Raw genomic sequence first — 23,811 nt, forward strand, 5'->3', positions numbered from 1 at the left:
TTTTGGAACTATACATTGACGGGGCGCACTATCGGGTCAGACTGAGTGCGCCCCGTTTTTGTTCTGCCAGCACGCCGGTTCCCTGATTCAATGTATACTGAATCAACCAGCCATAGACGCCGGAGGGAGCGGTTTTTCCGAGGTAATTTCCATTCCATTCAAAAGGCGGTACGTCGGTTCGGAAAATCAGTTCGCCCCAGCGGTTGAAAACCGATAGGGATTTAATGGTAATATCTCCGCAGCCAAACGGCTGAAAGACATCGTTTTGCCCGTCGCCATTGGGGGTAAATACATCGGGGGTGTACAATACACACCCGCAATCGCTGTACGAAATACCGATGGTGTCACTGACCGTGGCGCAGTCATTGCTGACCGACGCCCGGAATAAACCGGTTTGGCCCACCGTCCGGACCACTTCCACGGTCTGATCCTGCCAGGCAAATTTTCCTTCGGCATAGTCGGGTCGGATCGTGTACACTTCGGCCCCACACAGATTTTGATCCAGCCCCAGATTCAGGCGGGGCGGCCGAACAAACCGGATTTGAATGCTATCCGTAACAACGCAACTGGCCTGCTGAACCCGCAAACTATACAAACCGCCCTGTTCGACCGGATAGGTAAGCGTGGTTGAACCGTCCTGCCAGCGAAAGGTCGGCGGCACATTCGGCGGTGTTTTGAGCGTAATGGTCTGGCCGTCACAGAGTGTCGTATCGCGGCCAAGGTCAAAATCCAGGGCATAATCCACCTTGATCGTGTCGCGCAGCGTTTTGCAGGGCGTCGTAACTGTGACCGAATAACTACCGGCTTTGGTGACCAAAAACGTCGGCGAGGTGCTGCCGTCCTGCCAGCGGTATTCGGTGGCACCGGGCGTGGTGGCATCGAGCAGCAGGGTACTTTTCCGGCCGCAGAGCGTGGTGTCTTTCCCTAAATCCGTTTTAATTGGTAACAGCGCAACATCGTCGACGAAGAGGTAGAAATATCCCAGAAAAACCGGCAGTTTTTTGAAACTTCCGATGGTCAGGTATTGCTCCCCGCCTTTGGCTTTGACATACCCCGAAATTTTCTCCCAACGCAGCATCGGAATGCTGGTGGTCAGCACGTTGTCAATCACCTGGGCATCCGCCGTGAACAGGCCTTTTTCCGTTGAATTGAGGGCTTTTTCGGACACATACGCACCGATGGTTCCGTTCAGGTATTTGCTCGGTGTAGGCGTGGCGACGTACATTTCGAAAAAATAGCACTCACCGGCTTCCAGCGGTTTTTTGAGTGGAGTGGCAAGGTATTCGGCCCAACTGACATCCAGAAACAGCCGGGCCAGGCCCTGCCCGGAATGGGGCGGCAACTCCATCTGGACGGTCGGAAAACATTGGTGGTAAAAGTCGGGCGTGGCGCCGTTGGGATTGTACCAGGGAGTTGCTTCGATGAGCAGATTATCCTGACGCGGGCAGGAGCGGTACGTTTCAAAACCGCCATTCTGAACGAGGTTTTGACTTACAGCCATTCCGGGCAGGAATAAAACCAGCCAACACACCATCCGAACGGTACGGCTTCGCATCTTTCAGTACATCGCTTAGGTGATTGGGGAAACGAAAGATACGGTTTTTTTGAGAAATTTTAGTGATTTTATAACCTCAGCCGAATGCCCGCTTTACTCAGAAAACCGGTTATCCAGACACACAGCAACGCAAACAGAAAGGATTTTAGCAGACCCATTCCACCAATCAGCAAGAAGTCCGGCAGATGAATACCGAGTAAAGCCGTGGTGGCATAGGCAAAATACGGAATCAGGTAACACAGCAGCGTGTCGGTTCCGGCGGGTTTGATGAAGCGGAACCAATGATCTTTTCCCAGTACATCGACGAGCCAGTAAATAACCGTAAATGCCAGCATCGTGAAGGCGCTGCACAGAAACAGCCAGGCCGGTGTTTCGTCCAGTTTCGATAGTCCCCAATACGGGCGCGTGAGTACCGATAGACCGATAAGTAAAACCGAAATGGCCAGAAAAACGAGCGTCATTTGTCGGTTATTGGCTTTCTTTCGGTACTGCTGAAACAGCGTTGCGATCACGACACCGCCCAGGCTCAGACCCGCCAGCGTTCCGTTGCGAATGGCACCGGGAATGAAACTGACGGCTTTGGGCAACAGGTCCGCGTGGGCTACCAGGCTTAAAACCGCAAAACCGCCCCAGGCCGCGATCAAAACCGCCAGCCGGTTTCGGGCAAAAACCGTGACCAGCGCAGCCGCCAGATACGACCAGCCGATGAGCCCCAGAATGCCCCACCAATGGGGCTCGAAGCGGGTTAATGCGCCGTTGTCACCACCACGATACAGAATTGCTAGTGTCAACAAGATCAGCAAACCAATGATTTTCAGACACCGACTCAACCCTTTCGGCATCGATTTTGGGTACGCATTCCAGATCAGGATGAAGCAGCTACACGAAATGGCATACCACAGCAGCCGGTGCATGCCCGTCGCTTCGGCGTTGATCGATTCACCGTTGACCAGAAAAACGCCCATCGTCAGCAACGCAACCGACCGCTGCAAAACGTGACTCACCAGTTGAAAATCCGAATCGCCTTTTTTCCGGCGGTTGTCAATCGCGAAGGGCAGCGACATGCCCACAAGGAACAGAAAAGCCGGGAAAACAACGTCGGCCAGCCCGATGCCGTCGGCTCCTGCTGGCACGTGTTCAAGCCAGACGGGAATGGCCTTTAGTGACCAGAGATCATTGACGAAAATCATCAGCACCATCGTCAACGCCCGCAGCATATCGATCGCTCCGACCCGCGCCGGGCTAATCACCGGTTGGACGGTTTGGGGGAATACGGGTTCAGGTTTACTCATAGGTTAGTTATTGATAATTGGATAGGAACGCGGCCGGGTCGCCGTAGCGATTGAACGGATGATACGGATTCTTACGGATAAAAAATCAGTTTAAATCAATTAAATCGGCTTAATCAGTGGTTTGCGGCCCAGAATATCGAGTTTCGGAAGAGGGTTTTGAAGGAAGCGTTTTTGAACAAATCCGGGTGATGACCCATGAAAATGTAAATATTTCGCGCTTTCATCCGCTCGTTCGACCAGATCACCGGGTGATCACCGCCCATTTTGACCTCGGAGTCGGGGGAATACGAAGCTTCATCGACCGTTGCCAGTACTTTGACGTTCGGACGCGGGCTCTTGTTGTAGCGGTACCATTCTTCTTTCTCGACCTCGAACGTGGTCGGCAATCCTTTCATTGCTGGATGGGATTGGGCTTCTACATGAACCGTCGCTTTGGCAAAATTAGGGATGTAATTGACGTACCGGATGCCGCCCATGAAGTCCGAAAACCACGGCCACATCGGATAACCGTCGAACTCGCCCAGTAGGGTAGCATGGTGAAAACCGATCCAGCCACCGCCTTTTCCCTGTTCGATGTACTTGATAAAAGCCGCCTTCGCCACGTCGGTCCACCTGTACGGCGGATAATTCAACTGGATGAATAACTGATACTTAGCCAGGAATTTGTCATTGATCGGTTCCGTATTTTCGATGTAGTCAATGGTGAAATTGTTCTCCGTTGCCAGTTGCTGAAGCCATTCTTTCGCGGCTGCCACAAACGGCGCGTGAACTCCTCCGCCTTTTTCGGCCATCGCCACAACCCGAAAAGCCGGTTTTTTCGGCTGGCCCAAAACCGGGTGGAACAACATGAATACTAAAACCAGGCAGAAAATGCAAAATGAAGCCTTTTTCATTCGTAATAAGAGATCGGTTTGACTAGTCCTATTCGGGTGGAAAACCGTACCTGAAACGGAGTTTGGGGGAACGGTTGCCAAAATTGGGTAAATACTGGAATGGGATACAAATCAACTCGAAATATTATTCCGAAAAAAGGAGTATTGACCGTACACACTTGCATCTTTACCCGTAATCAGCAAAGTATTACTGTTTGGTATGCAAGATTATCGGAATATTGAGCCGGAGGAATTAGCGATTGATCCGTCTTTTCAGCGTTGGAAATTAATAAATGACCCTATCGAGAGTGATTTTTGGAAGAATTGGCTGGCTCAAAATCCGGATAAGGAAGAACTGATCGATAAGGCTTACCATTTGCTGAGTACGCTGACGGAGGTGTATGCGCGGTTTCCGACCGATCAGGCTCCTGTTTCGGATCGGGAAGTGAAAAACGAAATTCAACGGCTGCAACTCTCGATCGATGAAATCGAAAAACCAGCCGTAAAATGGTACCGGTTTACGCCCTGGCAGTACGGGATTGCGGCCGGAATCGTGTTGGTACTGGGCTTTTTCCTGCGGTATATGGTTCAGCAACCCGCTCCGAAAACAGGAACGACGTATCGGGAATTGATCACGCAGGTTTCAAAACCGCTCCTGGAAGTTGCCAACGCCAACAACGGACCAAAAACGATCAATTTGCCGGACGGCAGCACCATCGTGTTGAAACCGCAGGGCCGGGTGAGTTACGCGAACGATTTCGGGGGTGAGATTCGGGAAGTCTATCTGGTGGGTGAAGCGTTTTTTGAAGTCCATAAAGACCCGAGCCGTCCTTTTTACGTGTACGCCAACGGATTGGTAACGAAGGTGTTAGGGACCAGTTTTACGGTACAGGCCCCGGAAGATGCGAGTCAGGTAAAGGTATTGGTGAAAACCGGTAAGGTATCGGTTTTTGCGGGCACGCAGGCGACGGTTTCACAGCAGAAAGAAGATTACAAACTGGGCGGAATCGTGTTGACACCCAATCAGCAGATCGTCTTTTCGCCGACCGACACGCGCATCATCAAGAGTGTGGTGCCGAAACCGGCCATGCTGGAAGGGCCCGCTAAGTATCAGCTGTTTAGCTTCAAACGAACGCCGATTGCCGAGGTTTTCGCCACCCTTGAAAAATCGTACGGAATTAAAATTGTCTACGATGAAGAGGTCATGAAAGACTGTTACCTGACGGCTTCGCTGGACGACGAACCGCTATTTGAGAAGCTGGATTTGATCTGTAACACCATCAGTGCGCATTACGAACAAATGGACGCACACATCATCATTACCAGCAAAGGCTGTCAGCTTTAAAAAACCGGTTTCTTTTTTGACCAGAAATCTGGCAATAGATGTAAAAAAACGCTTATTTACTTAAAAATTTTAGTATTCATTTATCCATTCTTCAATTTTCTAATGAAATCACAACGCCGATCCCTCCTCAAACGCCTTTTTGCCTCAGTCGCCGGAATTACCGGTCTGGGTGTCGCCACCTCGAAAGCGGAAGCCGCTGCTGCTCCGCAGAAAGAAGTCTTCAATGTGGTTACGGAACAGGATGTACCGCTGTTTTCCGGTTCGACCAAAATGGGAAATCTGGTTTTTGTGGCCGGAAAAGGCTACCACAAAGAAGGTGATATCAAAGTGCATACGGATGAGGTGTTGAAAGAATTGGAAAAAGAGCTGATTAAAGCCGGTTCGTCGATGGAAAAAGTGTTGAAAGTGACGGTTTTCCTGCACGATCTGAACGATTACAAAGCCATGAACGAAGTGTACAAAGGCCGGTTTGGCAGCAAGCCGCCGGTGCGCACAACGGTAGCGGTTTACGGCGGTGTTCCCGGCGATTCGCTCGTTGAAATGGACTGTATCGCTTACATTTAATTGAATTTCAGGCCGCTCTTTCGCTTCGGGAGGGCGGTTTTTTTGTACGTCTTAGTTAACCCATCGACATGATCAGTAGAAGAAAAATCCTCAAACGGTTATCGACCATGCCGCTGCTGGGCGGATTGGTAGGCAGTACAGCGCCGTTGCAATCAGCCCTGGCCGCAACCACCTCGCTGGCTCCCCGAAACCTGGTGAAAGAGCTGGGAATCAGAACGTTCATCAATGCCGCCGGAACCTACACCGCCATGACGGGTTCGCTGATGCAGGACGAGGTGATGGAAACCATTCAGGCGGCTTCCAAAGAATTCATGATGCTCGACGATGTGCAGACTAAAGTCGGGGAGAAAATTGCCGCGTTGGTTCACGCCGAATCGGCGGTGGTAACGGCGGGCTGTTTCTCGGCCATGACACTCGGTCTGGCGGGTGTGCTGACCGGCATGGATCAGAAGAAAGTGGAAGCGCTGCCGCAACTGGAAGGCACCGGCATGAAATCCGAAGTGATCGTTCAGAAAGGCCACAACGTCGGGTATTCGCACGCCCTGACCAATACGGGCTGCAAGATGGTTTTTGTCGAAACCGTCGAGGAAGTCGAAAAAGCCATCAACGAAAAAACCGCTCTGATGTGGTTTCTGAACATCCAGTCGGATCAGGGCAAAATCATGCACCAGGAGTGGGTGAATCTGGCGAAGAAACACAACATCCCGACCATGATCGACATTGCCGCCGATGTGCCGCCGGTCGAAAACCTCTGGAAATTCCACGAAATGGGCTTTGATCTGGTGTGCGTTTCGGGCGGAAAAGCCATGCGCGGGCCGCAAAGCGCCGGGATTCTGATGGGCAAAAAACACCTGATTGCCGCTGCCCGGCTGAGCATGCCGCCCCGTGGTTCAACGATCGGTCGCGGGATGAAAGTAAATAAGGAAGAAATTCTGGGCATGTACGTCGCGCTCGAAAAATTCGTCGGTCAGGATCAGCAGAAGGAATGGAAAATGTGGGAAGACCGCGTGGCGCATATTTCCGATACCGTTAAAAAAGTCAATGGCGTTTCGGTGGAAACCTTCCGGCCCGAACTGGGCAATCACACGCCGACCCTGCGAATCAAGTGGGAACCCGCCAAAATCAATCTGACGACGAAAGCCCTGCAGGAAAACCTGCGCAACGGCGATCCGTCGATTGAAGTTGTGGGTGAACAGGGCGGTATCAGCCTGACCACCTGGATGTTGAAGCCGGGTCAGGAGAAGATTGTCGCAACCCGATTAAAGGAAGAACTCACGAAAGCGTCGGTCTGATTTTAGTTGCTTATTACTCCTAAACCCATGCGAAAACTGTATTTTTTAGTCTTGCTGATCGGTTGTATCGGGGGGACGCTTCGTGCCCAGACCTATAGCATCGTCATCAAGGGCGGGCAGGTGATCGACCCGAAAAACAACCTCAACGAAGTGCTGGATGTGGCCATTACCGACGGTAAAATCGTGCAGGTCGCCAAAAACATCGACGCCAGTAAGGCCAAGCAGGTGGTCAATGCCAAAGGCATGCTGGTGACACCCGGCCTGATCGACATCCACGGCCACGTTTTTTACGGCACCGAACCGAATCACTACCTGAGTAACGGCCTGACGGCGGTTTCGCCCGACGGTTTTACGTTCCGCGTGGGCGTTACCACCATCGTTGATGCGGGTGGAGCAGGTTGGCAGTCGTTTCCGGCTTTCAAGAAAAATATCATTTTCTCGTCAAAAACGCGGGTTCTTTCGCTGCTCAACATTGTTGGCGAAGGCATGCGGGGCGGCAACTGGGAACAGGACACGACCGACATGGACCCGAAAATGGCGGCTGCCATGGCACTCGGAAATGCGAACGATGTGGTCGGTTTCAAAGTTGCACACTACATGGGTGGCACCTGGACGCCCGTCGACCGGGCCGTGGAAGCCGGGAAACTGGCGAATATGCCGGTAATGGTCGACTTCGGGATGCACAATCCGCCGTTGTCGCTCGAGCAACTGTTCCTGAAACACCTCCGCCCCGGCGACATTTTCACCCACACCTATACCTTGCTGGACGACAATGTTCGCGAAACGATTGTGGACGAAGCCACCGGGAAAGTAAAACCGTTTGTCTGGGAAGCCCGCAAACGGGGCATTGTTTTCGACGTGGGCTACGGGGGCGCCAGCTTCAATTATTCGCAGGCCATTCCCGCCGTCAAAGCCGGTTTTTTGCCGACTACGATCAGCACCGATTTGCACACCGGCAGCATGAACGGTTCGATGAAAGACCTCCTGAGCATCATGTCCAAATTCGTCGGGATGGGCGAGTCGGTGCCGGATGTGATCAAAGCCAGTACCTGGACGCCCGCGCAGGTGATCAAGCGCGAAATGCTGGGGCATATCTCGGTTGGAGCCATCGCCGATGTGGCCATTCTAACGATGCGGGAGGGTAATTTTGGCTTCTACGACAAAACCGGATACCGGGTGGAAGGCAAGAAAAAATTTGAATGCGAAATGACCATCAAAGGCGGTCGGATTGTGTACGATCTCAACGGCATTGCCAATCCGCTGGTCGTGCGGTAAAGAGTAAAGAATCGAGACAAAAGAGGTGAGATAATAAACAATCGAAGTCATTGGAATTTGTCTCACGTCTCTTGTCTTATTTCTCTTGTCTTATTTCTCTTGTCTATTAAAACCTAACTCGAACGTTTTAAATGTCGAAATTCTACACGAAAAGCTGTCTGCTAATTCTGCTGGCTGCTGTTGGATTTACGCAGCGGGATTCCCAAAACAACCTGCCGGCCCGGACGGCGGAAAATGGCGGACTGTTTCTGCCCGAAGGCTTTGAAGCGACTGTCGTGGTCGACAGTCTGGCGGGTCGGGCGCGGCACCTGGCCGTCAACGACAACGGCGATATTTACGTCAAAGCGCGGTTTGTGCGCGATAAGGACGAGTCGGTAATCGCCTTGCGCGATACCAATGGCGACGGTCGGGCCGACATCATCAAACGGTTTGGCGGTCTATCGCGCGAGCGGGCGTACGGAACGGCGATGCGGATTCACAACGGCTACCTGTATTTCAGTTCCGAACTGATCGTGTATCGCTACAAACTGACGCCCGGCCAACTGGTTCCGGAAGGTCCGGCGGAGGTGATTCTGACCGACGACCACGCCCACGGCATGCACGAGCACATCACCAAACCGGTTGCGTTCGACAACAAAGGCTACATGTATGTGCCGTTCGGGGCCGGTTCCAACGCGTGTCAGGAGAAAAACCGCATTCCGAGTTCGCCGGGTCTGAATCCCTGCGGCTTGCTCGCCGACCACGGCGGCATCTGGCGGTTCGATGCCAACAAAGCGGGGCAGACCCAAAAAGACGGGAAGCTATTTGCCACCGGATTGCGAAGCATTGTGGCGCTGGACTGGAATCCGGTCGATCAAACGCTCTATACCGTCGGACACGGCCGCGACGATTTTCTGATGTTATGGTCGCATTTGTACACACCCTGGCAAAGCGCCGTGTTGCCCTCCGAAGAGTTTTTGCGGGTGAAAGAAGGGATGGACGCGGGCTGGCCGTATTATTACTACGACCAGATTCAGAAGAAAAAGCTCCTGAATCCCGAATACGGTGGCGATGGCAAAAAGCAGGGCAAAGGCGCTGAGTATGAGCAGCCCATCATCGGTTTTCCGGCGCACTGGGCACCCAACGACCTCGTGTTTTACCAGGGAACCGGTGCCAAAAACGGTTTTCCGGCGCATTACAAAAACGGCGCTTTCATTGCTTTCCACGGTTCGACCAACCGCGCACCTTATCCGCAGGCCGGTTATTTCATCGGTTTTGTTCCCGACAAAAACGGCTCACCATCCACCGATTGGGAGGTGTTTGCCGACGGTTTTGCGGGGGTCGATCCCGTCGTGAACGTAAGCGATGCGGTGTATCGGCCGATGGGGATTGCAATGGGACCCGATGGGTCGCTGTATATCGCCGAAACCGAAAAAGGCAAAATCTGGAAGATTACGTACAAAGGCGATAAGTCGAAATTTGGATCGGCGCAACTGGCGCAGATGGAAAAACGGAAGACGATGTCGACCATCCGGACGCCGGACCAAATTGCCGACAACCTGGACAAGGACAAACCGGTGATGGGCAGTAAAGTCTACGCCGTGTATTGTGCCGCCTGCCACCAGCGCAACGGTCGGGGCGACTCGCAGCGGTTTCCACCCCTGGCCGATTCCGAATGGGTTTTGGGCGACAAAAACCGCCTGATCGAAGTGCTTTTAAAAGGACTCGACGGACCGATTGAAGTGAAAGGCCAGTCGTACAACAACGTGATGCCGCAACACGACTTTCTGAAGAACGAAGACATCGCGGAGGTGCTGACGTTTGTCCGGCAAAACTTCGGCAATTCAGCCACTGCCATTACGGCGGATGAGGTGGGTGCCGTTCGGAAGACGGTTAAAAAGAAGAAATAAACAGAAAAAAGATCGGTACGGAAAATTACCAGCCCACGGTTTCAACCGTGGGTTCGCGGAAAACACCGGATCATTCCAACCGTTTTAACGGTTTTGATTGCCGAAAACCGTTAAAACGGTTTCAGGAGTTTCGGGTACTTATTTCATTTGAAACCCACGGTTTAAACCGTGGGCTATTAATTTAAAATAAACAGCCTATTATTTTTAGTTTCAATTTATGCATTTGTTTAGACGATATCCTGTCGGTCTTTTAATCCTGGGTTTGATTGGCATTATGGGTTTTACTCATAACCTCAAAACCGATGACCCCAAACCGGAAAGATGGAAAGCCCCGGTTTGGGCCGATACGCTGAAAAGCCACTTCCCGACGGAGCCGCTGACGCTGGCGCAGGGCGAAGAATTATTCATGGAATATTGTTCGTCCTGCCACGGCGAAACCGGTTTTGGCGACGGTGCTGCGGGTCGTTCACTGGGATCAAAACCGGCCAACTTCCATGACCCCGAAGTAACGAAGCAAACGGATGGAGCTTTGTTCTGGAAACTGTCGAACGGGCGCGGAAATATGCCGCCTTTTAAAGACGTTTTTTCGGAAGAACAACGCTGGCAGCTGGTCGCCTTTCTGCGCAAATTAAATACAACGAAGACCGATACGAAATGAACCCGTTAAACGCATTTTTTGGAAAAATAAACCGGTTGCTTATCGTGATTTGCTGCCCGGTTTTAGCCGTTGCGCAAAGCCCGGATGCAAAACCACCGGTTCCGCCGATGGCCCTGCGGCCGGATATCAAGGTGGAACACTACATGGCCGTCGGTCCCGAAGCCGTGCGGCTGATTCAACATCCGGTTTCCGGTGAAATGTATTACACCACGTTTACCGGTGATGTGTTCCGAATCAAGACGGCAGAGGGGCAGCCGCCGGTGGCGGAGAAGGTTTTTTCGGCGGAAGATCACGGCATTACGCGCTTGCAGGGAGCAGCATTTCTGAAAAATACGCTGTTTCTGGCCGGTAACATCAGCGTCAACAACAACAAGGGAACGAAGGGCCGGATGGTCCGCTACGACCTGGCGTCGGGCGAAAAACCGGAGATGACGGTCGTGTTCAACACCGTTGAATACGGCACGAACAAAACTACCTTTGATCACGGCTGGAATGCGCTCGAGGTAAGCCCGGATGGGAAATACATTTACGTCAATACCGGCGCGCGGACCGATCACGGTGAGGTGCAGGACAATGGTGGCGTGTATCCGAATGCGCGGGATAATGCCCTGACAGCCCGCATTTTCCGGTTTCCGGTCGATGCGAAAAACCTGGAGCTGGCGAATGATGAAGCCAAACTACGGGCGGCCGGATACGTTTACGCCGAAGGAATCCGGAATGCGTACGACATGGCTTTTGACGCGGATGGAAAGCTGTTTGCGGTTTCCAATTCGGGCGATTACGACCACGCCGAAGACATGTTCTGGATCCGGCAGGGGCATCATTACGGTTTTCCGTGGGTGATGGGCGGCATCGATAATCCGCAGCAAAATCCCGACTGGCAGCCCGACCCGGAAAAAGATCCGTTTATGAGCAAGTTCGCCCACGCATGGCTGATGCGGTATTTCCGGAACGACCCCGATTTTCCGAAAAAACCGGCGGGTGTCAAGTTTACCGGCCCGGTTTTGAATATGGGCCCCGATGCCAACGAATACCGGGAACTGAAAACCGGTGTCGTCATGGACGGTGATTCAACGGGCGTTGGCGTTGGAACCTTTAATGCGCACAGCTCACCGCTGGCTTTGTTTTTTGATACCAAAAAAGTGCTGGCCGATGAATTTAAAGGCGATGGTTTTGTCATTCGCTACGCCGGTCCGCGACGCGGTTCAACCCTCATCAACCCGCTCAAAAAACAGGGCCGGGACTTATTACATCTTGATTTAGCTTACAACAAAAGCACGGATAATTATACGGTCAAAACCACCCGAATTGTCGACGGTTTTACGGAGCCAACGGATGCGTTACTGGTGGATAATACTGTCTATATTATTGAATACGGCGGCAAGGGCGGCAACATCTGGAAGATTACGTTACCCGCCGATCCGAAAGCCACGAAGAAGAAACGTAAGTAGTCAAACCAATCGATTAAAAACCGTATGTTAAGCAGAAGAAAACTCATCAAACGCCTGTCGAGTGTCCCTCTTTTGGGCGGATTGGTTGGCGGACTGCCCTTATCGTCCGAAGCCGCTGCAATGTCGGCTCCCAAGCGCGATCTGTTCAAAGAACTCGGTGTTCGGACGTTCATCAATGCCGCCGGAACACTGACTTACATGACGGGCTCGCTGATGCACGACGAAGTGCTCGAAGCCATCAATTATGCCTCGAAAGAGTTCTGTCTGCTCGACGAACTGGAGGACAAGGTCGGGGAGAAGATCGCCAAACTGGTGCATTCAGAAGCCGCCGTCGTGACGTCGGGCGCGTTCTCCGGGATGACGCTGGGCCTGGCCGGGATTCTGACGGGCATGGACCAGAAAAAAATCGAAGCGTTGCCGCACCTGGAAGGCACCGGCATGAAATCCGAAGTGATTTGTCAGAAAGGCCACGAAATCGTTTACAACCACGCGCTGATCAATACCGGCTGCAAGATGGTCTACATCGAAACCGTCGAGGAACTGGAAAAGGCCATTAACGAAAAAACCGCCCTGCTGCATTTTCTGCACATCCAGTCGGACAAGGGCAAGATCATGCACGAGGAGTGGGTGGCGCTGGGCAAAAAACACAACATCCCGACTTCCATCGACATTGCCGCCGACGTGCCGCCGGTCGAAAACCTGTATAAATTCAACGATATGGGTTTCAGTTTTGTGGTTGTATCGGGTGGAAAAGCGATGCGCGGACCGCAAAGTGCCGGTTTGCTGATGGGTAAAAAAGACATCATTGCGGCTGCCCGGCAACACATGCCCCCGCGCGGCTACAACATCGGTCGCGGGATGAAGGTGAACAAGGAGGAAATTCTGGGGATGTATGTCGCGGTCGAGAAGTTTCTGGCGCAGGATTTTGCCAAAACCTGGAAAGGCTGGGAAGAAGGTGTTGCGCACGTGGAAAGCACGGTGAAAACCGTTAACGGTGTGAAAACCGAAGTCCGCGTGAATCCGTTGGGCAACCATACCCCGTCACTGCGCATTTCCTGGGATCCGGCGGTTTTGAAAGTGACCGGAAAACAGGTTCAGGAAGCGTTGCGGGCGGGCGATCCGTCCATTGAAGTGGGCGGAGGTGGTCCCAGCAGCATCGGCGTGACGGTCTGGATGCTGAAACCGGGTCAGGAAAAAATCGTCGCGAAACGGATCAAAGAGGAACTTTCGAAGGCGGTTTGAGGCCGGTAACGAGTCGGATTTGTTATTTCTACCCTAAACTATTCCCCATGAAAAAACCGTTTCTTTTCGTCCTGACCGGCTTGATTGCCATCGGTCAGCTCGCCTGGGCGCAGCCGTATCACGTTGTGATCAAGGGTGGCCACGTCATCGACCCCAAAAATAACCTCAACGGCATCATGGATGTGGCGATTCTGGACGGCAAAATTGCAAAAGTAGCCAAGGACATCGACGCAACCGGCGCCCGGCAGGTGGTGAAAGCCAAAGGCTTATACGTTACGCCCGGTTTGATCGACATCCACACGCACGTTTTTTTCGGAACGAATATGGATCAGACCTACAGCAACGGTCCGAATGCGCTGCCGCCCGACGGTTTTACGTTTCGGAACGGCGTGACGACCATCGTCGATGCGGGTTGTTCGGGCTGGCGTGATTTTGAAACGTTCAAGAAACAGACCATTGATAAGTCTCAGACGCGGGTGCTGGCGTTGCTCAACATTGTCGGCAGCGGCATGCGGGGCGGCAAGTTCGAGCAGAACATCGAGGATATGGATTCCAAAGCGACGGCGGAAATGGCCCAGAAATACCCGGATCTGGTGGTTGGCGTTAAACTGGCGCACTTCAACGGCCACGACTGGACGCCCACCGACCGCGCCGTGGAAGCCGGAAAATTAGCGAACAAACCGGTGATGATCGACTTTGGCGGTAGTAAACCGACGCTTTCCATCGAAGAATTGTACCTGCAACACCTGCGTCCGGGCGACATATTCACCCACTGTTTCGGGCAGTTGGGCACCCGCGAACCGATTCTGGACGTGACGACCAACAAGATAAAACCGTTCGTTTGGGAAGCGCAGAAGAAAGGAATTATTTTCGACGTCGGCTACGGCGGCATTAGTTTTGCCTTCTCACAAGCCATTCCGGCCCTGAAAAGCGGTTTTTTTCCGAACACGATCAGCACCGATATTCACACCGGCAGCATGAACAACGCGATGAAAGACATGCTGAACGTGATGTCGAAATTTCTGGCGATGGGCATGGACCTGAAAAGCGTCATCAAAGCCAGCACGTACAGCCCGGCGCTGGCGATCAAACACCCCGAACTCGGTAGCCTGAGCGAAGGCTCGGAAGCGGACGTCGCCATTCTGGACTTGCAGGACGGTAAATTTGCGGTTCGTGACACCGGTTATTTTGGTTTCTTCGATTACACTGGTCACAAAATTGAAGGCAAACAAAAGCTGACTTGCGAAATGACCATCCGCAAAGGCCGGATCGTCTACGACCTGAACGGCATTGCCGACCCGATTGTGGTTCAGCCGCGGGCGCAGTGACGTTGACGTACCCACGGACTTCAGTCCGTGACATTCTCCGGTTTTTCAGCATCATCTGGAATAGCTTGGGCTCACGGACTAAAGTCCGTGGGTACATCACCGTAAACTGTTATATTTGGATGTTTTTCCTAAACCTTTGAAAAATTACCATGTATAAACTGATTCTGGGTTTGGCGGGCATCAGCCTGCTGGTCGCGCTTGGATTGATGATTTCCGGAAATCTCCCGATGGCCGGACCTTTTCTGATTGCCTTCTTTTTGGCCGTTGCTATCGGTTTTCGGGGTTTCGAAAATTTGAAAGGGTTTTCGTACACGGTCATGATTTTTGCCGCGGTCACCACGGCTTTGTTTTATCCGACGTATTTTGTTTCCTACAACGGCTTTAAATTCAGCACATTAATTACGCCATTGATTCAGCTGATCATGTTCGGGATGGGTACGTCGATGAGTCTCAACGATTTTGTGGGCGTGGTTAAAATGCCGCGCGGGGTATTGATCGGTGTCGTCAGTCACTTCATCATCATGCCTTCCATTGGGTTTACACTGGCGAGCATCAGTGGTTTGCCGCCCGAAATTGCTGCCGGTATTATCCTGATCGGCTGTTCGCCCAACGGCATGGCTTCCAACGTGATTTCATACCTGGCCAAAGCCAACTTAGCCTTATCCATTACGATTACGGCCATTTCCACCATGATGGCTCCTTTTGTGACACCGATTCTAATGCGGACGTTGGCCGGGGCTTTCGTCGAAATCGATACGCTGGCGATGATGTGGGACATTACCAAAATGGTGATTCTGCCGATTGGCGCAGGTCTGCTGTTCAATCACTTTTTGAGCGGAAAAGCCAAGTGGCTGGACGATGCCATGCCGTATGTGTCGATGTTTGGCATCACCTTTATCATTGTCATTATTACCTCGGCGGGGCGCAATAGCCTGCTTTCGATTGGCCCGATTCTGCTCGGTCTGGTCCTGATTCACAACCTGTCCGGATATTTTCTGGGCTATTGGTCGGGGCGTTTGTTCCGGATGAGCGAGCGCGACTGCCGTACCATCGCCATTGAAGTGGGTATGCAAAACGGCGGTCTGGCGTCGGGCATTGCCAATCAAATGGGCAAAATGGCCACCGTTGGTCTGGCTCCGGCCATTTTTGGGCCGTTGATGAACATTACCGGCTCCATTCTGGCGTCGTGGTGGCACCGCCGGATGCCCAAAGAAGAGCGGGAAGCCCCGCAGGAAATGGTGCACGGGCACCGGAGTTTGTAGCTTTTAATCCGTTTATGGTTTTGTGTTGATAGATATTACTTCCAACCATAGACACTAAACCATAAACTAACCAACCTTTTTTGATGAAAAAAGTATCGCTTGTTGCAGCGGCCACGTTTGCCGGGCTTGGCCTATTATTCGTTTCGGCGAAAACCGCTGAGGACTTGTTCAAATCGACGGTTTTTACACCGGTGAACGGTTTTACGTCCGGCGTCGAAGGTCCGGCGGTGGATAAATCCGGGACGGTTTACGCGGTCAATTTTGGCAAGCAGGGCACGATCGGACAGGTTACGGCGGGCGGTGAAGCCAGCGTATTCGTTGAATTACCCGAAGGCAGCATCGGTAACGGCATCCGGTTCAGCAGGAAAGGCGATATGTTCATCGCTGATTATCCCAAACACAACATCCTGAAAGTGGCGGCCGGCACGAAAACCGTCAGTGTGTTTGCCAACGAACCGCGTATGAACCAGCCCAACGACATTGCGATCGACAGCAAGGACCGGCTTTACGCGAGCGATCCGAGCTGGAAAAACAATACCGGAAACATCTGGCGAATCGACACGGACGGCAAGGTGACCGCGCTGGAAGAAAACATGGGCACCACCAATGGCATCGAGGTGAGCCCCGATGATAAAAGGCTGTACGTCAACGAGTCGAACCAGCGAAAAGTCTGGGTGTACGATTTGTCGGCGAGTGGTCAGGTGAGCAACAAACGGCTGCTGATCGAGTTTCCGGATTTCGGCATGGATGGCATGCGCTGCGACGCCGACGGTAATTTATACATCGCCCGGTTTGGCAAAGGAACCGTCGCCAAAGTGTCTCCGGACGGCAAAGTGGTGCAGGAAATCCAGTTGGTCGGCAAACGCCCCACGAACATCTGTTTCGGTGGAAAAGACGGCCGTACGGCCTACGTCACGCTCCAGGATCAGGGCAATCTGGAAAGTTTCCGGGTCGACAAACCGGGCCGGGAGTGGGCAATGCGCAAGAAGTAAAACCGCCGTCTCCTTACCAGCGTGACCGTTTCAGCTTTTCGGGCTGGAGCACGCGGATGTTGGTGCCGTTGATGTCAATCAAACCGTCGGATTTAAATTCGCTCAGCGTTCGGATGAGTGATTCCGTTGCCGTTCCGACCATGGCGGCCAGGTCATCCCGTGAAAATTGAATAACCGGTTCGTTATCAGTGGCCTGAAGATTCGAGTGTAGCCGAAGCAACGTATCGGCTACCCGCCGACGCAGCGAACTGTACGCCATGTTCAGCAATTGTTGTTCGCGGTCGGTAACCCGGTTGGCCAGTAACTGAACAAACCGCCGGGCCACTTCGCCGTCGCGCGAAAGCAGATCGATGAAGATTTCCTTCGGAATGTACACCAGTTCGGAATCTTCGAGCGTCACGGCCGAATCCGTATGATCGGATTGCTCCAGCAGATTGACATACCCGAAAAAATCGCCCGCTTGATACAAACCGGTGATGAATTCCTTGCCGTCGGCATTGGTTTTGAACGTTTTTATCCGACCCGCCTGCACGAAATAAAGCCGCGTCGGTTCGTCGCCTTCCGAATAAACAAACTGCTTTTTCTTGACAAAATGCCCTTTCCGATCCACCGTCAGCGAGTCGATGCCGGTCAGGGTGTGGGCGTCGTCCAGAAATTGCCCCAAACCGTCTTTGGTCGGTTCGTAGGCGGGCCGCATCTGGTCGAACCGTTTCAGCCGTCCTTCCACCGCGCTCAGCAATTCAATTTCGTCGAAGGGTTTGGTCAGGTAATCATCCGCGCCCATTTCCATGCCCCGGCGGAAGTCGGCCCGCTCGGTTTTGGCGGTCAGAAAAATGAACGGTATGCCCGACAGATCCGGGTTTTTGTTGAAAATATGCAGCACGCCAAAGCCGTCCAAAACCGGCATCATAATATCGCAAATGACCAGATCGGGCCGGGTCGCCAACGCTTTTTCCACGCCGATCTTGCCGTTTTCGGCCATCAGAACGTGGTAGCTGGCTAGTTCCAGAATTTCGGCGGTATTTTCCCGAATGTCGTCGTTGTCTTCAATGAGCAGGATCGTCTTCATGACTAAAGGATAAGGTTACGGTGGTTCCGTCGTTAGGCTTACTCTGGAAATTGATGGTGCCGTTCAGCAAGGTTAAATACTGGGCGACGATGTGCAGCCCCAACCCGGTTCCCTGAATGGCGGTGACGTTTTTGGCCCGGTAAAACCGCTCGAACAAATGCTTCTGGTCTTCGTCCGACATGCCGATGCCCTCATCCTGAATCGAAATGCGAACCCGGCCGTCGCGGCACCAGAGGTGAATGCGGATCACCTTGTTTTCGCCGGAATATTTAATGGCATTCGACAGCAGATTCACCATCATTTTGCGAACCAGCGACTTATCCAGCCAGACGCTGGAGGCACAATCGTGCTCGATCTGAATGGTTTGTCCGGCTTTCAATAAACCCTGTATGTCTGCGACAATGTTGGTTACCAGGTCGTTAAGATCAAACAGGGAATACGACGCTTCAATTTTGCCTTCTTCCAGTTTGCCAACCGACAGAAACTCCTCCAGAATGTCGTTGAGGTGATTCACCGATGCTTTGATGCGCTGGATGTGGCGGTTTCGTTTGTCCTGCTGCTCGGAAGTTGTGTATTTATTCAGCAAATCGGCGGAGGTAAGAATGGCGCTCAGGGGGGTCCGGAACTCGTGCGACGCCATCGTAACAAACCGCGATTTCAGCTCGCCCAGTTCGCGCTCGGTCGCCAGCGCCTTGGAAAGTTCGTCTTTCGATAGCTCCAGCTGGTGTAGCGTCACCATGAGCGCATTGGTTCGGTCGGCTACTTTTTGCTCCAGTTCGGCATTCAATTGCTCGATGCGGTTTTTCTGTTCGATGAGCGACTGTTCTGCTTCTTTTTTATAAGTCGTATCGATGATGTAAGCCACAATGTACAATTGTTCGTCCTGGTAAAAATAGCTCAGGCTGATTTCGGCGGGAAACAGCGAACCGTTCTTCCGTTTGACGTACAAATCGCGTCCGTGGCCCATCGGTCGTACTTCCGGGTGCGCGTTGAACGATTTCCGAAGATTTTTGTGAAGGTTGACCAGGGAGTCCGGTACCAGCAATTCAATGGTTTGGCCAACCATTTCGGCTTCGGTATACCCAAAGAGTTTCTGGGCAAAGTGACTCACCGAAATCATGCGCCCGTGGTTGTCGGAGAGAATAATGCCGATGGTGGCATTGGCAAAAACGGCAGAAAACAGGTCGGTAATCATACGGTTCGGTCCGGTAGGTTGCAAAGAAAACCGTATCCCGGAATTTGTTGCAAGATAAGTCGGAAAAAAAAGGAAAAGGCTGACAAGGATCAGTTGCCCAGCCAACCGATCTCATGTTTCAAGCCCCGTAAAGGTGGCAATTTTACAGTGCGCTGTTGACACGTGAATAAGTCACTGGCTCAGTTAGCTCCGTTCTCGTAAACGATGAACCAGAAACCACAATTTGATTTTATGAACTCGACTCTTTTTCGGCCGCTCATTGTTCCCGCCAAAACTGCGGTTCTGCTGGTATTTGTGCCTAACTCGATTAAGCAGCAGGCAGCGGTCAATCAGGCGCTGGAGCAGGTTGGAAAGGAATTAGGTGAAAGCATCCGGATTACGCGCGTCGATGGCATTATTCATCCCGAAGTCGTCTTAAGTTTTGGAATTCAGCGGCTTCCGTCGTTTGTGTTGCTGAAACACGGGATCGAAATCTGGCGCTACAACGGTTTGCCCGACGCAGAGGAGTTGATCGGGCATTTGACAACCCAATTGCAGGAAGAAGCAAAAGGGTGAAAAGAACAGAATGCAAAAGTGTGTTTTAATAAAGTTGAAGTAATCCTGACTTGCTGTTCGGAAACGTAAAAAGGAGTGCAGTTGAAATAAAACCCTGTCAGAGTCTAAACCGCTCCGGCAGGGTTTTTAGCTACCATCTTACTCAAAACGCGCTCAACCATAACGATCCGGAATCCGAACAGGCGGGATTCTCAGCAGGATCGGTTCGCAAATTGATGAAGGAAAGTAAGAAGGAGCTTAATAAAAACTTAGAATTGGCTTAGAATGCCCCGGATGTACTCCGCCGGCATACCCCTTCCCGATTTAACGTAAATGACGACGAATTTACGGGCGATTGCTTGGGCTCCTCCGTCGTTTTATCGACTTTTAGGGTAAAAACCGCCGAATGACAAGTCGTAAACCAGGTAGCCGAACACGCTCGAAACCAAAAGCCGGAATCCGAATGGCCGGATTGCTGGGACTCACCACCTTCGTTCTATTCGGGGCAATCCGCCTGGTTGATCTGCCTGAAAAAGCGATGTCGCCCGGAAAACCAAACCTCATTTTCCTGTTGACGGACGACCACCGCTGGGATGCGCTCGGCGCAATGGGTAATCCGATCATTAAAACTCCCAATCTGGATGCGCTGGCGAAAGGCGGTTTGTTATTCCCGAACGCGTATGTTACGACGGCCATCTGCTGTGTCAGCCGGGCCAGTCTGTTGAGCGGGCAGTACGAATCCCGGCATAAGATCAACGATTTCGCAACGGATTTTTCGCCGGAAGCGGTTGCCAATACCTATCCGTTGCTGCTCAAAAAGGCCGGTTATCAAATTGGATTTGTTGGAAAATACGGCGTGGGCGAAAATCCGCCCGATACCCAGTACGATTTCTGGGCCTGTAATCGAAAAGGCCAGCCGCCGTATGCGCTTACCAATGCAAACGGAAAACCGATCCACCACACCGATAGTGTCGGCCACGCCATCAGCCGGTTTCTGACCGATTTTGCCGGAAAAGAACCCTTCTGTTTGTCGGTTAGTTTCAAGGCACCCCACGAGCTGGACGGCAATCCGCCTACGTATCCGATTCAGGAGCGGTTTCGGGATTTATACAAAAACGTTACCGTTCCAACGCCCGAAACCGCCGATCCCGTGTATTGGAACAGTTTTCCGGATTTTTTCCGAACCGACCAGAATATTGGCCGGGAACGCTGGAAACCGCTGTTTTCAACGCCGGAGCTGCACCAGAAAACCGTCAAGGATTATTACCGCCTGATCACGGGCGTCGATGAAGTGGTGGGCAATCTGGTGGCGCAGCTCAAGCAACGGAAGCTGGATAAAAATACGATCATCGTGTTCATGGGCGACAACGGGTTTTACCTGGGCGAACACGGCATGGAAGGCAAGTGGTTTGGGCATGAAGAGTCCATTCGGGTGCCACTGATCATCTATGACCCATCGCTGCCCGCGAGCCAAAAAGGGACAAAACCGGCCAAAATAGCCCTGAACATCGATATTGCCCCAACTCTGCTGGCTTTTGCCGGAATCGAAATCCCGAAAACGATGCAGGGAATGGATTTAATGAAGAACACGGCCCGAACCGATTTCTTTTACGAACACACGTTTATGGGTAGCCCACGGTTGCCGAAAGTAGAGGGCGTTGTGACGCGGGATTATAAATACATGAAGTTTATCGAACACGGTTACGAAGAGCTGTACAGTATCGCGGCCGATCCGCACGAAACGAAAAACCGGGCCAGCGATCCGGTTTATACCCAAAAACTGAACGAACTGCGGAAGCGGTATGCGGTTTTGAAGGAAACCGTCAAATAGCCAGGCCGAAACCGCCGGAATTAATTCAGAAACGATCGGCAAACCCATGGGTATGATCAGGCGAAGGACGTCTTTAGTTGACAGTTTCGTTTGACCGTAACCATCCCCTGCTGTGACCCTTCGCTTAAGTCAATTGCTTCTGTTTCTGGTGATTATCGCGCAATCCGGGCAGGCCCGGATTGTCCGGATCGAGATCGGCAGTCGTCAGTCACCCGCGTTTGAGGGGCGCGTGTTCGGGTCGGTAGGCGCCTACGAAAAGCTGCGTGGAAAAGCCTACGGTGAACTCGATCCGAATCGGCCGCAGAATGCCGTGATCACCGATCTTCGGTTGGCGCCCCGTAACGCCCGGGGCATGGTCGAATACGTGATGGATATTTATATCCTGAAACCGATTGACCTGAAAACCGGGAACCACAGACTCTTTCTGGAAGTCAACAACCGGGGCGGCAAGCTCTTCGGCGGATTGAATAACAGCATGGGTGGTAATGACCCCACAACGGCCGCCCAGGCCGGAGAAAGCTTTCTGATGAACCGGGGCTACACGCTCGTCTGGAACGGCTGGGACCCTTCGGCCGCTGCTACCAATAACAACCTGACCATCAGCGTTCCTGTTGCCAGACAGACCGACGGTTCTGCGATTATGGGGCCTTCGTACGAATACATTTCCTTCGATAACGCGACTTCGGCTTCGTACAGCCTGGCGTATCCGGCGGCCAATCTCGACAAATCCAGGGCGGTTTTGACGGTTCGTAATCGGTTGCAGGATACCGCAACCCCGGTTCCGGCCGACGGCTGGGAATACGTCAACGACCGGACCATCCGGTTGCTGCCCGCCGGAACAACGTTTCGGCAAAGTGCGGTGTATGAGTTTGCCTATACCGCCCGTGATCCCATCGTTGCGGGTATTGGTTTTGCCGCCACCCGGGATTTTGTATCGTTTCTGCGCTACGCCAAAACCGATGATGTTGGTCACCCCAATCCACTGGCGGACGATGTTCAATATACGTTTTCGTACGCCCTTTCGCAGCCCGCCCGGTATCTGAACGATTTTCAGACACTCGGTTTCAATGCCGATGAACAAAACCGGCGCGTGATCGATGGCATGGAAAACTGGCTGGGCGGTGGCAACGGCATCGGCCTGAACGTTCGCTTTGCCCAACCGTCGCGCACGGAACGCAACCGGCAGAATCACCTGTACCCCGAAGGTGTTTTCCCATTTGCTTACCCGGTTTTGACCGACCCGTTATCCGGGAAAACCGCAGGTCGAGGTGCGGCCTGTTCCGCTACCAATACCTGCCCGAAGGTTTTTGAGATCAATTCGGCCAACGAATATTGGGTAAAGGCCGCGTCGCTGCTGCATACCGACCCGAAAGGAAACGACCTGCCCGATCCCGAAAACGTGCGGTTTTTTCTGGTATCGGGTGCACAACACGGTACGGGAAACGCGACATCCCAGGGGATGTGTCAGCAATTGCAGAATCCGACCAACGCCGAACCGCTGTTGCGGGCGCTTTTCGTTGCGCTGGATGAATGGGTGACGAAAGGCACCCAACCGCCCGAGAGCGCAGTTCCGCGCCGATCCGATGGCACGGCCGCCGTGGCGATTCCTCAACCCGGTAGTCAAACCGGTCTGGTTCCGCAGGCTGATCTGGGCTGGCCCACAATTCCGGGGGTGGCCTATACCGGGCTGATTACCACCCGCTACCAACTCGATTTCGGGCCGGATTTTGCGCGGGGAACGATTGGCAACTACCCACCGACAGTAACCGATCGACCGGTTTATGTGACTTTTGTATCGAAAGTCGATCCGGACGGCAATGAAGTGGCCGGTATTCGGTTGCCGCCCGTTGCAGTTCCGGTGGCAACGACCACCGGCTGGGCGCTGCGCCGGAGCGGTTTTGGCGAAAACGAAGGTTGTGAGGGTTCCGGACAGTACATTCCGTTTAAAACCACGAAAGCCGAACGGCTGTCGGTTCACGATCCGCGTTTGTCGTTGCAGGAACGCTACCAAACGCACGCAAACTACGTCGAAGCGGTTCGGAAAGTTGCTCAGGATCTGGCGAAACGGCGTCTGTTGCTGGAGGAAGACGTTCAAAAATACATCCGAACCGCCGAAGCCAGCGACGTATTGAAGTAGTCGGCATAACCGCTTTCTCTAGGGTATC

19 protein-coding genes are annotated in these 23,811 nt (G+C 52.7%); 14 read left to right on the forward strand and 5 right to left on the reverse strand.

All coding sequences use genetic code 11. The features are described from left to right. Positions 1 to 28: 28 nt before the first annotated feature. The 3 genes from EHT25_RS14800 to EHT25_RS14810 all read right to left on the reverse strand — a co-directional run bounded on the left by EHT25_RS14800 (position 29) and on the right by EHT25_RS14810 (position 3,740). A complete protein-coding gene (locus EHT25_RS14800) occupies positions 29 to 1,555 on the reverse strand; it encodes a T9SS type B sorting domain-containing protein (protein WP_124875744.1) in 1,527 nt (508 codons plus the stop codon). A gap of 68 nt (positions 1,556 to 1,623) precedes the next feature. Further along, entirely contained in the window at positions 1,624 to 2,847 is a 1,224-nt protein-coding gene (locus EHT25_RS14805) for a DUF5009 domain-containing protein (protein ID WP_124875746.1), read from the reverse strand. A 113-nt stretch (positions 2,848 to 2,960) separates the two neighbouring features. Then, positions 2,961 to 3,740: a ThuA domain-containing protein gene (locus EHT25_RS14810; RefSeq protein ID WP_124875748.1), complete on the reverse strand. Its 780-nt coding sequence runs from the start codon at positions 3,738 to 3,740 to the stop codon at positions 2,961 to 2,963. A 199-nt stretch (positions 3,741 to 3,939) separates the two neighbouring features. Here EHT25_RS14810 and EHT25_RS14815 point away from each other — a divergent pair, with 199 nt between their 5' ends. The 11 genes from EHT25_RS14815 (at position 3,940) to EHT25_RS14865 (ending at position 17,017) form a co-directional block, all read left to right on the forward strand. After that, a complete protein-coding gene (locus EHT25_RS14815) occupies positions 3,940 to 5,064 on the forward strand; it encodes a FecR family protein (protein WP_124875750.1) in 1,125 nt (374 codons plus the stop codon). A gap of 102 nt (positions 5,065 to 5,166) precedes the next feature. Continuing rightward, on the forward strand, positions 5,167 to 5,628 hold the full coding sequence (locus EHT25_RS14820) for a RidA family protein (RefSeq protein ID WP_124875752.1): 462 nt from the start codon (positions 5,167 to 5,169) through the stop codon (positions 5,626 to 5,628). A 68-nt stretch (positions 5,629 to 5,696) separates the two neighbouring features. Then, entirely contained in the window at positions 5,697 to 6,920 is a 1,224-nt protein-coding gene (locus EHT25_RS14825; protein WP_124875754.1) for an aminotransferase class V-fold PLP-dependent enzyme, read from the forward strand. A 27-nt stretch (positions 6,921 to 6,947) separates the two neighbouring features. Further along, positions 6,948 to 8,195 (forward strand): amidohydrolase/deacetylase family metallohydrolase, encoded by a 1,248-nt coding sequence (locus EHT25_RS14830; RefSeq protein ID WP_124875756.1) that lies wholly within the window; start codon positions 6,948 to 6,950, stop codon positions 8,193 to 8,195. 131 nt (positions 8,196 to 8,326) lie between these two features. Then, entirely contained in the window at positions 8,327 to 10,084 is a 1,758-nt protein-coding gene (locus EHT25_RS14835; protein WP_124875758.1) for a PQQ-dependent sugar dehydrogenase, read from the forward strand. A 274-nt stretch (positions 10,085 to 10,358) separates the two neighbouring features. Then, positions 10,359 to 10,742, forward strand: coding sequence for a c-type cytochrome (locus tag EHT25_RS14840; protein WP_229311545.1), 384 nt, complete (start codon positions 10,359 to 10,361; stop codon positions 10,740 to 10,742). Then, positions 10,739 to 12,193, forward strand: a complete 1,455-nt coding sequence (locus EHT25_RS14845) for a PQQ-dependent sugar dehydrogenase (protein ID WP_124875762.1) — start codon at positions 10,739 to 10,741, stop codon at positions 12,191 to 12,193. The genes EHT25_RS14840 and EHT25_RS14845 overlap by 4 nt, the downstream gene beginning before the upstream one ends. 24 nt (positions 12,194 to 12,217) lie before the next feature. Next, complete coding sequence (locus EHT25_RS14850) at positions 12,218 to 13,435, forward strand: aminotransferase class V-fold PLP-dependent enzyme (protein WP_124875764.1); 1,218 nt, start codon at positions 12,218 to 12,220, stop codon at positions 13,433 to 13,435. A 47-nt stretch (positions 13,436 to 13,482) separates the two neighbouring features. Then, on the forward strand, positions 13,483 to 14,763 hold the full coding sequence (locus EHT25_RS14855; protein ID WP_124875766.1) for an amidohydrolase/deacetylase family metallohydrolase: 1,281 nt from the start codon (positions 13,483 to 13,485) through the stop codon (positions 14,761 to 14,763). Between the two features lie 149 nt (positions 14,764 to 14,912). Beyond that, positions 14,913 to 16,025 (forward strand): bile acid:sodium symporter family protein, encoded by a 1,113-nt coding sequence (locus tag EHT25_RS14860; protein ID WP_185731367.1) that lies wholly within the window; start codon positions 14,913 to 14,915, stop codon positions 16,023 to 16,025. A gap of 83 nt (positions 16,026 to 16,108) precedes the next feature. Further along, on the forward strand, positions 16,109 to 17,017 hold the full coding sequence (locus EHT25_RS14865; RefSeq protein ID WP_124875770.1) for an SMP-30/gluconolactonase/LRE family protein: 909 nt from the start codon (positions 16,109 to 16,111) through the stop codon (positions 17,015 to 17,017). A gap of 13 nt (positions 17,018 to 17,030) precedes the next feature. Here the strand turns inward: EHT25_RS14865 and EHT25_RS14870 are convergent, their stop codons facing one another. Both EHT25_RS14870 and EHT25_RS14875 read right to left on the reverse strand, forming a co-directional pair. After that, the gene (locus EHT25_RS14870; protein WP_124875772.1) at positions 17,031 to 18,086 is read right to left on the reverse strand and encodes a response regulator; all 1,056 of its coding nucleotides are present in this window, start codon (positions 18,084 to 18,086) and stop codon (positions 17,031 to 17,033) included. After that, positions 18,064 to 19,281, reverse strand: a complete 1,218-nt coding sequence (locus tag EHT25_RS14875; RefSeq protein WP_124875774.1) for a PAS domain-containing sensor histidine kinase — start codon at positions 19,279 to 19,281, stop codon at positions 18,064 to 18,066. Before EHT25_RS14875 ends, EHT25_RS14870 begins: the two co-directional genes overlap by 23 nt. A 231-nt stretch (positions 19,282 to 19,512) precedes the next feature. On the opposite strand from EHT25_RS14875, the gene EHT25_RS14880 reads away from it, so the two are divergent. The 3 genes from EHT25_RS14880 to EHT25_RS14890 all read left to right on the forward strand — a co-directional run bounded on the left by EHT25_RS14880 (position 19,513) and on the right by EHT25_RS14890 (position 23,783). Beyond that, on the forward strand, positions 19,513 to 19,836 hold the full coding sequence (locus tag EHT25_RS14880) for a thioredoxin domain-containing protein (protein ID WP_185731368.1): 324 nt from the start codon (positions 19,513 to 19,515) through the stop codon (positions 19,834 to 19,836). A 385-nt stretch (positions 19,837 to 20,221) separates the two neighbouring features. Further along, positions 20,222 to 21,646: a sulfatase family protein gene (locus EHT25_RS14885; RefSeq protein ID WP_124875778.1), complete on the forward strand. Its 1,425-nt coding sequence runs from the start codon at positions 20,222 to 20,224 to the stop codon at positions 21,644 to 21,646. A gap of 112 nt (positions 21,647 to 21,758) precedes the next feature. Continuing rightward, positions 21,759 to 23,783 carry an alpha/beta hydrolase domain-containing protein gene (locus EHT25_RS14890; RefSeq protein WP_221622278.1) on the forward strand — a complete coding sequence of 675 codons (2,025 nt, stop codon included), beginning with the start codon at positions 21,759 to 21,761 and terminating at the stop codon, positions 23,781 to 23,783. The last annotated feature ends 28 nt before the right edge of the window (positions 23,784 to 23,811 follow it).

This window comes from Larkinella rosea (assembly GCF_003858635.1).
GTDB lineage: Bacteria > Bacteroidota > Bacteroidia > Cytophagales > Spirosomataceae > Larkinella > Larkinella rosea.